We start from the raw sequence: 15,648 nt of genomic DNA, 5'->3' as shown, positions 1-15,648 counted from the left end.
AATTGATAAGGAATTCAAATGAAAAAGTGTCAGTCCAGATCATTTTATAATCAGTCTAATGTGATTTTTGAAATACGCCTGATAAAACAGGCCCAATCCCCAGACTCACAAATAACAGGCTGAGTTTCATATGTAATCAGAAAAGTTATTTTTAAATTTGACCGGGCAACGCCCAGGTGGAACGCTATTAACTCGTGTCTGTAAACAGAAAATTAATACTCTTGTACCCCGGTTTGTTGTGAAAAAATCTTTTCAGTACAAAGAATACTGTCTTCCATTTTTTTTAACGCTTGTCCTCCATGTGCTGGCTGCATTGGTTGCGCTTTTTTCCGGAGAAGATTCTCTGCTGCTGTTTCGGGAGAGGTTTTCCGGGGAACAATTGCAAAAAATGCAGACCGCAGCCGGGGAGAAAGTGAATGTTCCTCATTCAACACAACAGGATTTTAACAGAAATACTCCCATTGAAGGAATTGTAAAAGCATCTGTTCCTTTCAGTCTTGCGGGCAAAAGTGACAGGAAAAGCGTAAGAACCGTACAGCCTGGGCCTGTGCCGACAGTCCCACTCATTCCTCTTTTTTCACGGGAGAAAAACGGCCATTTTCTCGGAAGGAAGACTCCGCCAGGTCGACTTCTGGTTCCTGTTTTTTCCAGTAATACTATTCCGGATAAACCATCAACTGAAATCTGGGAAGAAATCAGGGATTCCAGAACCTCCACCCTCAAGGGCGATATTTTCATCGATTCCGTACCGGCACCCTATTCCAGGGAAGAGTTGCAGGAGAGGGAGAAATCCTTTGTTGACAGCGTCAGAGAGGATCTCAAAGATTCTGTTCTGAACATGAGATTTTCCCTCTTCATTATTTCAGCGGAATATTATTATCTCAGCAGAGCGCTGATTGAGAAGGGGATGGCACCAGCCTTTACACTGGAAGATGCACTGGCACGCTATGAAAAGCGACTCATGAAAATACGGAAACGGCTGGCCAGAGAACCGGACATCTATTCCCTGATAACCATTCTCCAGGCCTATGCGGAAAACAAGTACTATCCCGGTAATGGCAGTGGGCTGCTGCTTGACGGACTATATCATAATCTCAATGACTGCGAGGGGGGGACCAAGGAAGTCCTCGCCTATCTGGATGATCTGTACCCTCAACTGGAAGTCGGTTCAAACAGGGGGTTGTTGCGGACCACCGGTGGAGATGTCATTGGCCATATGCAGGTTTATATAGCACCGGGGAAGATTGCCGGGGAAATTATGGAAAACAGCAACGGAATTGTGGTTGAAACCACCCGGGTGTCGGCGGATTCGATCAGGCCCTGGAAGGCTGGTGACGTGTTTCCTCTGGAGGACTTTGTCTTTCAGTTCTATCCCGCACTTTCAAAGATAGCCGGACTTCGGTATCGGTTGCAGAATGAAAAAAACAGTAATGAATCCGGAGGGCATTCTAGAAAAATCGTGGGGACCAGCAATCATCCCCTGAAAATGAGTTACACTGTTTCCTCCACTTTTCTCGGCGGGCAATATGATCTGGAAAATATCAGAAGTCGAAAAATAGAGAATGAATTTGTCAAGAGCAGTCTTAACACCTGTGATCCGGGTATTGATCCCCTTCGCAGTGATTCCAGTAATATTTTCAGTAATTTTGTGGCGGTGGACAGGAGGTTGAGGAGGAACCTGATCGGTCATTACCTGGCATCGCTGCAATATTGGGACAATCAGGTTATGCCCCGATGGAAGAAACCGCAGTTTCTGGTCAGCTATGATGATTTTGCCACAACCCTCCTGCAGAAAAAGAAGAACAACTCCGGGTATATTCTTCTGAATTCCTGGTCGGTATTACCAGTGGAGCAGGTGGAGAGCCACAGGCGGTTTCTTGATGCTCTCATCGGAGAAAACAGGAAAAAAAGAGCAGCCGAAAAATATTTCGAAAAAGGAGAGCGGCAGTGCGGGCAACAGGCATTTCTTTCCGGGCCACTGATTTCCTATCTTTTCAGTTCCCCTGAAAAACCTGGTTTCTTCTTTCTTCCTGCCGTGGAAGATATGGAGAACTGGAAAAAACTGCCAGAGGCAATTCTTGATGATTGTCTCATGGTGACTACAGCTGATGGTGCTGTGAGTGTACTGAAAACCCTTGGCGAAACAGCTGCCTTAAAACGAATATCCTTTCGCAGGATTCTCTATGATCGTGTTGTGGGGAGAAGTCCTGTTGTGTTCAGGGGTGTTCTGCTCCTTGAGTCCAGGAAAAGAGATCTGGAAACAATTTTTACCGGCAGGGATTCCGAAATAAAAAATGCATCCCTTCAGGATTCCAGGGTTTCCGGGCGGAGTTCGCGTGGAGTGCCAAGTGTTTTTGAAACCATGAAGGAAAGGGGCAGGACGGGTATAGCCCCGGAACTGCTCAGGGATAGTTTTGCTTTTTTCGATGGTCGACAGTTCGTTGATATGATTCTGGCATATGGCAGAAGAAAGGATCTGAGACTTACTTTTCCAAGGGCCAATAGCTTTGTGGAGACGGTCGTCAACCTTTTTCTGTCCGGCATTTCTTCCCTTGCAGATCCCGAATTTGAAGAGGTTTTTGCCAGGCTGGGAGAATCCGCAAATGAGAATCTGCGCCTGGCCGCAATCAGGGGTGAAGCTCTTTTGGCAGGTAAAGATGAGACAGGGCTTTCCGCTTCCCTTGCTGCTGGACTGGTTACGGGAAAGCGATTTGACTTTGAGACTCTTTTGACGCTGATGGCTTTCGGCCTGCGGGAAGAGGATGCGGTCAGTGTCAGCCGGTTATGGTCAAAGAAAATTTTTCCCGGAATACCCCGGTTTCCCGGAGGCCGTGGAAATAAAGATGTCGCCGTTCTGCTGGAACTTGCCGGCCTGGTTCGAAGTGCTTCCTTTTTTCATGACAGGGAACTTCAGCAAAGTATCAGGAGAGCGCTGGCGGGGAGCCTGTCGGCAGATTTTCGCCGGGTTTCAGGAGATGTTCCCGGTGCCGGTGATTATGGATTGCTTGTGAGCAAGTTATATATCCTGGCCATGCTGGCTGAAACAGGTTCTTTCATGCCGGCAGACTCGGAGTTTCTGGAACGGTTCATTGCATTTGCAGGTCGCAATTCCATGGGAAATATTATGGTGACCTTTGTGGCCCGGCTTTTTTCCCATGAAGATCTCGCAGAAATATTGCAACGGACAGTTGATGCCCAATTGCAAACCGTAGTTCGGCTTTCATTGGAAACGGGGAATTTACAGGAAAAAAACAACAACGAAAAACTTGTCCGCCTGCAACGAATAGTCGGAAGCGGGAATATTATTGCCCGGTTGCTGTTGGAACTCGATAGTCCTGCCATGAGCGGGATTTCCCGGCTTCCCGCGTTGGAATTTACAAACAGATCAGACAACGGGCTGTGGTACCTGCAGAGACTGCACACCGAAATCGGCAGAACAGGTATTTTGCGGGCGTTTCAGGAGAACTGGCAATCTCATGGTAAAGAAGATAACGGTTTTGCAGGATTTGCGGGCAACTATTATCAGGACAGGCGGGTGCGGGAGTCTTTTTCTCTACTGGCTTATTTCCATTCGGCCGCAGGAGTGGGAAAAAAGGTCAAGTTCAGGAAAATAAAGGATATAAAAACCTTGAAGGATTTGCTCAAAATCAAGGTAACCCAGTCAAGCAGAAAAGTGACCCGGCAGGATATGTCCCTGCTGACTCTCAGTCTGAACAGGCGGAACAGTTCCCGTGCAATCAGGCAGTCCTGGGAGGAGACACTTGAAGTTATCAAGCATCACCTCGGTCTCTCCATGTCCGGGGGGAACAGGGAATATCTGTTTGCTCCCCATTACCCTTATCTTGTCAGCAACGATTCCGGGTTTTTGTATAATCCGGACAAGGTTGAAGATCTCCGGAATGCTGCCGGCTGGGGCGGCAGAAATGATATTCTGTTGAGCAGCTATCTTCATTTCCGCAATCTGCCGGATGAATTGCCGGACTGGCTGCTGGAGACAGCACTGAAGCGAAGTGAGGTGGAACAGGCCATTATACAACGTCTTGAACAGCGCAGTTTTTATCCGATGATTCTGGAGTGTGAGAATGACGCAACACTTTTGCCCGGGAGTCTTTTCAGCGCAAAATGGGAAATCCGAAAACCGTTCGGAGAGGATATTTTCCCGGGAACACTGCTCCTGCTCCGGCTTGGCTATCTTGAAGTTACCGGAGAGGGGAAGCTTGTTCGTACTAAAAAGATGGCTCGACGGGGATAATTTTTCAGTTTCCTGAAGCTGTGGCATCTGTGAGCATTTCGTTTTCCCGGGTTCGCAGGTGGCAGACTGAGTTTTGTATGTAATGAGATAAAAAATCACAAAGTCGTCACAGACTCAGGAATTTTTCTTACTTTTCTCTCTGGTCATCTGTTTTTCAAGCATGATTTTCAGAATGGTCTTATCGGTCTGGGTCATACCGTCATGGCTGAGTTCTCCCATGTTCTGAATGGTTTTGCGGGTGGAATCTCCAATGATGCCATCTGTGTCTTTCACATTGACTCCCTGGAGGGAGAAGAGCGCAGCCTGTACGGCGGCACCTGCCGCTGTATTGAGTTTGATGGCGCAACCAGCCTTGGCGCCGTCGCAGATTACCCCGGCCAGATCCTCGAGAATATTTTTGATGGCTCCTTCCATATGGTGTACGTCTCCACCGACAAGATAAGTGATTCCTGCCGTTGCCCCTGCTCCGGCGGCTACGGAACAACCACAGACAGCAGATAACCTTCCCGTGTGGGCCTTGACGTAAGCGGTAATAATATGGCTGAGGCCGATGGCCCGGAGAATGGTATCCCGGTCATGATCAATGAAATCCTTTACGGCCCAGATGGGCAGGATCGCCGTCAGACCATGGTTCCCGCTGCCGGCAGAACTCATGGCCGGCAGGTTTACCCCTCCCATCCGCGCATCAGCCGCTGCCGAGGTGAGACGTCTTGCCGAGGTGGACATGTCTTTGACAAGGAGTTTCTGCTTGAGCAACCGGTCAATAGCTTTGCCTATACCCAGGCCTGTGCCGTATTTCAGGCCATGTTCGGCCAGGGCAAGATTGTGTTTTACTCCTTCTTCAAGAAAATTAAGGTCGTCGTCATCCAGGTCTGCCGTCAGTTCAAGAATATCTTCAAGGGTTAATTCCCTCAGCCAGTTCTCCAGTTCTGCAAGGGGGTGTTTTGTTCCTTTCCTGCTGGAAGTGGAAAGGAGTGGGGAATCTTTTACTTCGATATTATTTAATTTAAGGGAAGCGATATTGTTATGCAGATCGACAATAAGGGATTCCGCAACGTTTTCACCAGCAGTTATAATGGTGCGGACATAGAGTCCCGGTTCTTCCCGGAGTGTTACCGACACTTTATTTTCGTCGAGCAGCTGTCTGGCTCTGGAAATGGCTTCGCCATTCAGGCCGGCCAGGACTTCCAGCCCTCTGGAGGGGTTGCCGCCGAAGGCTCCCAGGGCTGCTGCTGTGTCAAGGCCCTGCATATTACCGCTTCCGGGAATGGTTACGGCCATTCCGTTTTTATAAATATTCGGATCAATCGTTATTGCAATGGCATCAATGGCAGTTTCCTCCGGCAGGATTGAGACTGCCGCAGCTGCACCCAGTGCAATGGCAACGGGTTCCGTGCAGCCCAGGGCCAGAGTGACTTCCATCTCAAGAATATCTTTTACGGTAAAGTTCATTTTTTCTCCAGGTGATTTCAAGCCGTGTGTAACGTTATCAGTTTATCTGGAAGTTCTCGACTGAGGGTTGTATTGCCGCAGTCTGGATTTTCATAGGCTTTTTGTGGCCGAGCCATAGCATCCGGGGATGCCGGTTTATCTGGAAGTTCTCGACTGAGGGTTGTATCGCCGCAGTCGGGATTTGAGGCCAGGCCATGGATTCCGTTCCTGCCATTAAAGGACAAGAACAGATTCAATTTCAATATTTGATCCCAGCGGGAGAGCAGCTACCTGTACTGTGGAGCGGGCGGGCGGTGCTTCGGGAAAAAAATCACCATAGGCTTCATTGACTTCCTGAAAATCAGCAAGGTCTGTCAGGAAAATGGTGGTTTTCACGATATTGTCGAGATCCGCTCCCGCCTCTTTGGCAATGGCCCTGATGTTTTCCAGAATCTGCCTGGTTTTTTCCGCAATGTTTCCTTCAAGCAGCCTGCCGTCAGCAGGGTTGATGGGAAGCTGGCCGGAAATAAAAAGCAGGTTGTTTGTGGCAATTGCCTGGGAATAGGGGCCTATGGCCGAGGGGGCCTGATCGGTTGCAATGACTTTTTTTGACATGATTTACTCCGCTGGTGTGTTGTTTCTGATTTTTTTCAGGTAATTATAGACTGTGTATTTAGTTATACCCATCAGTTCGGCAATCTGTTCCACGGCACCCTTGAACTGAAAGGTTCCATTTTTTTCCAGAATTGTAAAAAGGTGTGTTTTTTCTTCCACATTCATCGTTACCGGTTGTCTGCCTATTTCTGTTACTGCCTGGTCAAAAATCGCCTCCACCGTCTCGGAGGCGGAATGGGCAAACGTTTCCTGACTGGTCCCGCTGTCGTTTTCCCGGTGGAAAATAAAAGGCTGCAGGGCCTGGGCCGCATTGAAAAAATCGGTAGTGTCAAAATTAATACAGAATGCCGCCACAGGTTTTCCACTGCTGTCCCGGATAATCGAAGTCGTGGACTTCAGGCACCTGCCGTCCCGGGTTGTGGTTTTATAATTGTGCCTGTTGAGGTTTTTGGGTTCCGGCTGCCGGAGCATTTTCAACAGCAGGTCTGTTGCCGGTGCTCCGGTTCTTCTGCCTGTCACGGTACCGTTAATGTAGATGAGAGACTGCTGCAGATCAGTCAGGTCATGGATACAGGTTTCACAGTTTGGTCCGAAAAGGGCGCAGATTGCATCTGCCACCTGTCTGAGATTTTCAAATATGCGTTCTTTTTCCATCATTTCCATCTGATAGTTTTGTGATTATGCACTAAACATTATATGCTAACTTCTGGAGAAAGTGTCAATATAAAAAAGTTGAATAGTTCAAAAAAAATTGAATCCGGAATAAATATACAGTGAACAAGCTCTTGATAATTGAAAGAAAGAAAAACCAATCACTGAATTATTTATTAGATTTTCTTGATCTTTCAGGAGATTTGTGGAGATAATTAGGTATAACGAATTTGCTTCAATTCTATCTCAACCTTTCAGGGAGGGAAGCGATGGCCGCGCAAAAGAATAATTCACTCCACCGTCATATTACATCTGTGAAAAAAGGTGAACGTGTCTTTGAAAACGCTTTTCAGGGTGTCAGCCGGATGATTCTGGAAAGAGATATCGAAAAGGTGATGGTGAACGGTAAAAATACCTTTGACTTTAAAATCTTTCGGGAAGGGAAGAAACATATCGTCGGCATGTATGACGAAATAAACTCTTTCGTCTCCTTTGTAAAAGATGCCTCCGAAGGCGGGTCTTCCAAGGAAATGGCCTTTGTTCTGGTGGGAGAACCGGGAAACGGTAAAACGTTTCTTGTTGAGTATCTCTGTAAAATGTACCGGGATTTTCTTTCTGTATCCACCAACAGGAAATACACCTTTCGCTTTATTAATCTTGATAAACTTGGGTCCTACGGGAATATAAAAATCATAGAATCCCAGACTTATGAGGACCCCATGGTTCTTGCCATGAATCTTCATGAGACGGAAAATGATTCAAGAGAGTACCTGGCCAGACGATACCGGCTTTCTGACAAGCTTCTGGAGGAGTGGTATGAGAATTATCGCCCCCTGGGAGCGTGTTCCGCCTATATCTGGAACAATATCCGTGAGTATACCGGGGGCAAGCTGGAAGATATGCTTAAATTCATTGAAATTGTGCCCGTGCCGCTGGTGGAAAGTCTCGGGACTGTGACAGGGAAATACCCCGCAAAGGACAAAATAACCTCTTCGGCGGTGGATCTGCTCGGTGAGGAATCGATCCAGCGTCTGCTCCATATTACCGACACCAATAATCCCTACCGGTTTGATCTGCGGCGTGGAGCACTTGCCAGGGTGGCGGGAGGCGGTATTCATTTCAGTGATGAAATTTATAAAAACAAGAAGGATCTTGTCCAGGTGTATCTGGGAATAATTCAGAACCGCTGTGTGGAAATTGACGGTTATAAATGGCCCATTGACACCCTGATTGTGGCCACATCAAACAATTCCGAATTCAACCGCTTTCTTGATGAAAAGGAAGAGGCGCCGATCGTTGACAGGTGCCGTATCTGTTATGTCTCCCATAACACAAACTACGGGTTGCAGAGTGAATTGACAGCCTATGCCATCGGCAATGAAACAAAGACGACTCTGACCGGAGAGGCAATGCATCAGGATCCGAATCTGAACTATGCCGCCTCGGTGGCTGTGGTTCTGACCCGTCTGCCCAGATCCGAGAAACTGACCCCCATTGAGACCATGAAACTGGCGGCGGGGGAGGTCGCAGGGGAAAAAAGCCTGAAAACCCTTTCCGAGGTGATTGATACGCTCAGCCAGGAGCATGATATCACAAAGCGTTTTGGTCAGAAGGGTCTCGGTCAGCGTAATCTCGGCAGGGCCATCCAGCTGATGCTGGAGGGGACGGAGACCAACGAAGGTAAATGCATGTTTGGTTATGATGTTTTCCAGGCAATCGAGCGGGTTATTCTTGATTATGTCTCCGAATCCAATGACAGGGCAAAGTTCCTCGATGATCTTAAGATTGCCAGGGGGCTGTATCGTGAACGGATCATGACGGAAATGTTCAACGCCTATATGGATGAACCTCTTGCTATTCGCAAGGATGTGATGAATTACGTCAATATGATTATCGGGATTGATGCGGAAAACCTGGGCTCGGACAAGATGTGGAAATACAAGAATCCGCAGACGGGTGAACTGCAGGCCCTGAAAATTGATGAGCGATATATTAATTCCGTGGAGGATTGTCTCGGCCTGAAAACAAAAGAACAGAAGGATTCCTTCAGGACATCCATCCGTAAGATTTATGGTCAGAAGATTTCTGTGAATCCCGACTATGATTTTATGGATAACCTGGAACTGGTCAAGGCTGTGACCGATGTCCGGTTGAAATCGGATATTGCCGGTTCAGGCAGTCTGATCGGGGCCCTGGCCAATCGCACCAATGAAGAGAATCAGAAGCTTTATGACCGTATGATTGAAACCATGCTGAATAAACTTGGCTACTGCACCACCTGTGCCCAGAAGACCATCGAGTATTTCTGTACCCAGGTTGATGAAAACTGATTCGGGATCATGTTTAAAAGGGGTGAAATATCATGAGAAAAAAGCTGGAAACTCTCTATCACACCTTGAAGGTAAAGGGGCTGTCTCCTGAACAGGAGGATAAAATTCTTTTTGAAATCGGTTTGATGGACAGTTTAAAAGACCATATGGCCTGCGCTGTGTCTTTGTTTAAAAAAGGGTCTGAATTCCATCCCCTGACTGATTCCACTCTTTTTCTTGATTCTCCCGAAAAACAGGCTGTTTCCATTACCTCAGTTCAGTCCCTTGATTATCTTCTGCAAAGGGATAAGCAGCGGGAAAAGGATGGTTTTCCCAGGAAGATCCGGGTTGGAAAAATGGTCAAGCCCAGTGCAGGCGGCAATGACAAGGTTGTGATCATACCTACGACGGTGGAAGAGAAACTGCTCCACGACAAAGTGCGGGTCAATGAAGAAGGGGATGGTGATGGTGACGATCCCGGTTCCGGTGAAGGTGGTTCCGGTGACGGCGAAGAGGGTGAGGTTATCGGTGAGCAGCCTGTCAGACCCGAGCAGGGGGGGCAGGGTGGTGCCGGCCAGGGTGAAGGAGGGTCCCATGATGTTGAATCCAACGCCTATGACCTGGGCAAAATTCTCACTGAGCAGTTTGAGCTTCCCAACCTGAAGGATAAGGGGAAAAAAAGGTCCCTGACACGTTACACCTACGATCTGACGGATAAAAATCGTGGGTTTGGCCAGATACTTGATAAAAAGGCAACCCTGAAGAGGATACTGCAGACCAATATCGGACTGGAAAAAATTAAACCCGGTGACGTTGTGGATCCCTGTGAGCTGTTGATTTCTCCGAAAGACAGGGTGTATCGCATTCTTTCCAGGGAAAAAGATTATGAATCCCAGGCAGTTGTCTTCTTTGTCCGGGACTATTCCGGTTCCATGGGCGGTAAACCTACCGAGTTGATAGTGAACCAGCATGTACTGATCTATTCCTGGTTGACATATCAATACCAGAACCAGGTGGAGACACGTTTTATTCTCCACGATACGGAGGCGAAAGAGGTTGAAACCTTCCAGGAATATTACAATCTGACGGTAGCCGGAGGCACCCAGGTTTATACCGCGTACAGGCTGGTGAACGAAATTGTGGCGAAGGAGAATCTTGTGCGGGACAACAATATTTACATTTTTCACGGCACAGACGGGGATGACTGGGATACAAAGGGAGACAAGGCTCTGCCGCAACTTGAAAAAATGCTTTCCTACGCGAGCCGGGTCGGTATCACTATTGCTGAAAACGGTTATGGTATTTCCGGCCAGACAGAGGTTGAAAAATACCTGCGGAGCTCGGGGTTGCTGGAGGAGAAAAAAGAGTATCTTCGACTGGATGTTATAACAAAAGATACCAGTGAAACCAGGTTGATCAGCGGTATCCGGGATCTTATTTCCTTGAGTGAGGTGTAGTGTAATTGGTCACAGGGGTAGCAACTCGGTGAATTTACTACCTCTGAACTGTAATTGCTCACAGGTGCCGCAGATTTTTGCAGGCTCTTTTGTCCGCTATAGCCTACTGCTGCGGACAAAAGAGACCGTGAAAAGCTGGGGTGTCTGTGAGCAATTACGGTGTAGCGGGTAAAGGGGTGAATATATGGAACTGATCAGCCAGCATGCGAAGAAGATCATGGAGGGATGTAAGGAGCGTGCCCGGGATGAGGGGCTCAGTTTTCAGGATGAGAGTCTTGAGTATATCGTAACCAATCGTGACTTTCTGCAGCTTTCCCCGAAAACCATGATCCCAACTCTGTATGATTACTGGGTTCAGGATGTTGAAGTGCTGCGTGAGCAGGGGCAGTATGAACTCTATCCCAGCAATCCCTACGAAACGGTAATCAATACCAGGCCTCCCATATCGTTTTACAACGATAATAATCCCGACTGGCTGAACGTGATGATTTTTTATCATGTCATCGGCCATATTGATTTTTTTCAGAATAATCTGTTTTTTCGCCATACCTGGGACTATGATTTTGCCTCAAAAGCCCTTTCTGATAAACGGTTGATTGCAAAGCTGCGTTCTGAAAAAGGCAGGTGGGTGGATTATATTATAGAATTTTCCAGGTCCATTGATAACCTGGTTGGTTACTTTGATCTGCTCTCTGGATTTTCGGGGCAGAAGAGTGGGCAGGAGTTGTCCATGGTGGATTATTATTTTGATATATTTCTGCAGGATCAGCCGGGCAGTTCCATTGCCGGTTATGTTGCTGAGATTGAACGGTACAATGACTGCATGCGGGAATTCGGGGAGAAAGGGGAGGAGCATTTTCTTGACAATGTGAAGCAGCGTCATGCCGAATTTGAATCATTTTACAGGAAAAAGCTCAAGGAAAAAAAATCGGACCGTAACCCGGATCTGCTGAAGTTTCTGATGGAAAACTCCGAATTCCTGAACCGGGAGGAAAATAAATGGATGAAAACGGTAATGGAAGTGATCCGGACAACATCCCTCTATTTTCAACCACAGATCCGAACGAAAATTCTTAATGAAGGGTGGGCCAGTTACTGGCATGAGGAACTGTTCCTGTCTGATGACCGTATCCGGGGGCATGAGGTTGATTTTGCCCGGGTGAACGCCAAGGTCACTTCCATGCCCAGGGTGGGCCTGAATCCGTATGCCCTGGGAATGCGTCTCTTTCAGTACCTGAAATCCAGAGCAGATAAAGGACGGCTCTCTTTTGATTTTGATCGTATTTCCGACAGCCATCAGCGTAGAAAATATGATGCGAAAACGGGTATGGGTAAGGAATTTATTTTCGCAGTGCGGGAAAATTTTTCCGACTCCATGTTCATCAATACTTTTATTGATCAGGATTTTGTTGATACCTATAGGCTTTTTGTTGCCGACAAACGACTGAATAAGGAGCGTATGACCTGGGAATACTATGTCAAGAGCAGAAAGGCAAAGCATTATAAACAGATGGTCATGGACTCTCTCTATCATCCACCTGCAATTATAATTAATGTTGATGAAAATAACTCTCTTATCCTGAACCATATTTTTGAACAGAAACCCCTGGTTCGTGAATATATTGAGGCGACTCTGATGGGCGTTGAATTTCTATGGGATGGAAAGGTTTCTCTTTATACCGCTGAACCGGAACCGGTTAAGGAGGGCGAAGGGAAGACTCGTCCGCCGGGTCAGGAGGCAGTAGCCGGAAAGATTAAATGGCAGCGAATCAGGTATACGATGAAGGAGAGGAAATTAACAAGAACCCGGGTTGACTGAAAATCCCGTGATCAGTTACGAATGGTGATGATATGCGTGATCTGACAAATGCCATGGAGAACCTTGCAAAACATGAGGGGCGGAACAACAGCCGGCCTGCGCTTTCTTTTGCGGATTTTCTTCAGGAAGTGATAGCCCGGCCCGAGCAGCTTATCCGCGATGTTTTTCAGGTTTATGTGGATATGATCAACACCTACATGTGTGATGAGGAAGAGGACTGCGGAGATGATTCGGAATCCATCGGGTTTTTAAAATACGACTGTACCCGCCTCTTTGTGGAGGGGTCAGACAGGCCTTTTTTTGCGGACAGATTGTTTGCCAATCGATTGATGCGGCATGTGGAATCTTTCAAGGTAGGCGGAAAACAGAATAAGATATTTATTTTTGACGGTCCCCATGGCAGTGGTAAGTCGACCTTTCTCAATAATCTTCTCAGAAAATTTGAAGAATATGCCAACTCCCCGGAAGGATCCCGCTATGAAGTCGTCTGGCGCCTGAAACATGACCGGTTGGTGGGGGGAGTGCACAGCCTCAATTCCCTGACCAACAAACTTGCCTGGGTGTTTGAGAGTGAAGGCAAAAGTGAACTGGCGGATGAGTTGAAATGTGCCTGTAACGACAGCAGGGATCTCGCGGGAACTTTTGATGTACCCTGTCCCAGTCATGATCACCCGCTTCTCCTGATCCCGAAAGATGTCCGCCGCCGTTTTTTTGATGATCTCTTTGAAAATGACGAGATAAAATGGCACCTTTTTACCGAGAAGAATTATGAATGGATCTTCCAGGATGAGCCCTGCACTATCTGCAGTTCCATTTATGATGAACTGTTGAAAAAGCTCCAGGATCCGACAAAGGTTCTTGAATGTGTTTTTGCCAGGCCCTACGTCTTTAACAGAAAACTGGGAGAGGGAATTTCCGTTTTCAATCCGGGTGACAAACCGCTTCGTCACAATGTGATGAGTAATGAAATGATTCAGAGGAGGTTGAATAGTGCCCTGGATGGCGCAATGCGGGTCAGTTACCTCTATTCCAGGTATGCCAAAACCAATAACGGCATCTATGCGCTGATGGATATTAAATCCCACAATACCGACAGGTTGATGGAGCTTCATAATATTATCAGTGATGGAGTTCACAAGGTTGAAGACATGGAGGAGCGGGTCAAATCCCTTCTCTTTGCCCTGATGAATCCGGAGGACAAAAAACTGCTGAAAGACCTGCATGCCTTCGCCGACAGGGTTGAGTATATAAATATCCCATATGTGCTTGATTTAAAAACAGAAGTTGATATTTACAGGGAGAACTTCGGCAAGCATATTGATGAGAGTTTTCTGCCGCGTGTTCTTCATAATTTTGCCAGGGTTATTATCGCAACCCGCCTGAGAACAAAATCAGAAGCGATGGAGGAGTGGATTGACAGCCCGGAAAAATACGAGATGTACTGCGACAAACATCTGCAGCTGCTGAAAATGGAAATTTTTACCGGCCATATTCCGGAGTGGTTATCTGAAGAGGATATAGAAAATTTTAATGCCAAAAGACGGCTGAAAATAATCGCTGAATCGGAAAAAGATGGCTGGAAAGGATTGTCCGGCAGGGATTCCATCAGGATGTTTAATGAGTTTTATACAACATATGCCAAGGATGACAAACTGATAGATATGTCCATGCTGGGCAGGTTCTTCAGAAAATTCTGCAAGCAGGATCGGGATATTCTTCCCATGGGTTTTCTTGATTCACTGTTAAGGATGTACAACTATACAGTACTGCAGGAGGTCAAAGAATCACTCTATTACTATAACGAAGAGCAGATTTCTAAAAATCTTATCAATTATATCTTTGGGGTGAATTTTGAGGTGGGGGCTGTGGAGTTTTGTGAGTTCACGGGAGAAAAGCTTGAAATCACAGAAGAATTTTTCCGGCGGGTGGAGAGTCAGCTGCAGATAGAGGTCGAAGATGCACCGGCATTCAGGGCGACGACCCAGAAAGCCTATACTTCAACGGCGCTGACCCAGGAAATGCTCCGTGACGGGCTGCCCATTACCGAAACGACGCTTTATAGCCATCTCTACGAAAAATACGTTCACAATCTGAAGGGCAGAGTGCTGGAGCCTTTTCTGAAAAATGAAAATTTCCGTCGGGCTGTGAAAGATTTCAACCAGGAGGAATTTAAAACTTACGATCGGAAGATCCAGGATGATGTCACTTATATGATGGAAAACCTGCAGAAGAAACATCTCTATTCCCGTCAGGGTGCCAAGGAAATCTGTATCTATGTCATTGATAATAATCTTGCCGAGGAGTTTTCCAAGAACGGTGTAACCTGAGAGGTTTTGATTTTTTTAGTGTTTTATCATCAGCACCCCTATGAAATTTTCATTCCGCCGGATGCGGAAAAACTGATCGTCGGTACTCTCCCGCCGCCGCGGTTTTCCACCGGTGAGTTAAAAAAAAAGGATGTGGACTTCTGTTACGGCAGCTGTGACGGACTTTTCTGGCCATTACTGGATGAGATTTTTTCCCTCTCTCTCCTCTATGATAACTCGAAAAAAGCTGTGGAGCAGAGAAAGGAATTTCTCGGTCGGCAGCGCATTGGGATCTGCGATATCGTGGCTTCCTGCAAACGTGAAAAAAAGGACGCGTCCGATCTTGGCATGCGGGAAATCAGGTTACGGGACATACTTGCTCAACTTCATGCACATCCTTCAATCAAAACACTTCTCTTTACCGGAGGCAACTCTCAAAACGGGCCGGAATACCTCTTTCGCAGGCAGTTGAAAAAGCATGGACTGCGGTTGACTCTTGTCCGGGATACTCTTCCCAGAAAGCACGTGTTCAGGTTTGAAAACAGAGAAGTATCGACACTTTCTCTGATATCTCCTTCAAACGCGGCAAATCGGGCGATTGGCTCCAGCAGGGTATATAAAACCCGCAGGCTGCGTGATCCCTCCTATTCTGTGTTTCAATTTCGTCTTGAACAATACCGCGAAGTCTTTTCTGAAGACCACCAGTGAATGCTTCCTTTTTTCCAATTCAATGAAAGTTTTTTAAAAAATAACCTGATTATCCATGAAACTCTGGCGCTTTTCCCAGGCTCTTGTACGTAAATTGTTT

9 protein-coding genes are annotated in these 15,648 nt (G+C 46.9%); 6 read left to right on the top strand and 3 right to left on the bottom strand.

Annotation, left to right across the window (positions count from 1 at the left end; translation table 11 throughout):
- Positions 1-238: 238 nt before the first annotated feature.
- Positions 239-4,252, top strand: coding sequence for a hypothetical protein (locus ACXLDX_RS13980; protein ID WP_457577804.1), 4,014 nt, complete (start codon positions 239-241; stop codon positions 4,250-4,252).
- Positions 4,253-4,366: 114 nt separating this feature from the next.
- On the opposite strand, the gene ACXLDX_RS13975 is transcribed toward ACXLDX_RS13980, so the two are convergent.
- From ACXLDX_RS13975 to ACXLDX_RS13965, 3 genes are all read right to left on the bottom strand, one after another.
- Positions 4,367-5,704 carry an L-cysteine desulfidase family protein gene (locus tag ACXLDX_RS13975; RefSeq protein WP_457577803.1) on the bottom strand — a complete coding sequence of 446 codons (1,338 nt, stop codon included), beginning with the start codon at positions 5,702-5,704 and terminating at the stop codon, positions 4,367-4,369.
- A 213-nt stretch (positions 5,705-5,917) separates the two neighbouring features.
- Positions 5,918-6,298: a RidA family protein gene (locus ACXLDX_RS13970; RefSeq protein WP_457577802.1), complete on the bottom strand. Its 381-nt coding sequence runs from the start codon at positions 6,296-6,298 to the stop codon at positions 5,918-5,920.
- A 3-nt stretch (positions 6,299-6,301) separates the two neighbouring features.
- The gene (locus ACXLDX_RS13965; protein WP_457577801.1) at positions 6,302-6,955 is read right to left on the bottom strand and encodes a helix-turn-helix transcriptional regulator; all 654 of its coding nucleotides are present in this window, start codon (positions 6,953-6,955) and stop codon (positions 6,302-6,304) included.
- A gap of 263 nt (positions 6,956-7,218) precedes the next feature.
- Here ACXLDX_RS13965 and ACXLDX_RS13960 point away from each other — a divergent pair, with 263 nt between their 5' ends.
- The 5 genes from ACXLDX_RS13960 (at position 7,219) to ACXLDX_RS13940 (ending at position 15,548) form a co-directional block, all read left to right on the top strand.
- On the top strand, positions 7,219-9,279 hold the full coding sequence (locus ACXLDX_RS13960; RefSeq protein ID WP_457577800.1) for a serine protein kinase PrkA: 2,061 nt from the start codon (positions 7,219-7,221) through the stop codon (positions 9,277-9,279).
- Between the two features lie 32 nt (positions 9,280-9,311).
- Positions 9,312-10,715 carry a DUF444 family protein gene (locus ACXLDX_RS13955; RefSeq protein WP_457577799.1) on the top strand — a complete coding sequence of 468 codons (1,404 nt, stop codon included), beginning with the start codon at positions 9,312-9,314 and terminating at the stop codon, positions 10,713-10,715.
- Between the two features lie 184 nt (positions 10,716-10,899).
- Positions 10,900-12,534, top strand: coding sequence for a SpoVR family protein (locus ACXLDX_RS13950; RefSeq protein WP_457577798.1), 1,635 nt, complete (start codon positions 10,900-10,902; stop codon positions 12,532-12,534).
- Positions 12,535-12,566: 32 nt separating this feature from the next.
- Positions 12,567-14,861 carry a serine protein kinase PrkA gene (locus ACXLDX_RS13945; RefSeq protein WP_457577797.1) on the top strand — a complete coding sequence of 765 codons (2,295 nt, stop codon included), beginning with the start codon at positions 12,567-12,569 and terminating at the stop codon, positions 14,859-14,861.
- A gap of 6 nt (positions 14,862-14,867) precedes the next feature.
- Positions 14,868-15,548, top strand: coding sequence for a uracil-DNA glycosylase family protein (locus ACXLDX_RS13940; RefSeq protein WP_457577796.1), 681 nt, complete (start codon positions 14,868-14,870; stop codon positions 15,546-15,548).
- Positions 15,549-15,648 lie beyond the last annotated feature (100 nt).

Source organism: Desulfomarina sp., assembly GCF_054039375.1.
This window is presented reverse-complemented; position numbering and strand designations above follow the sequence as displayed.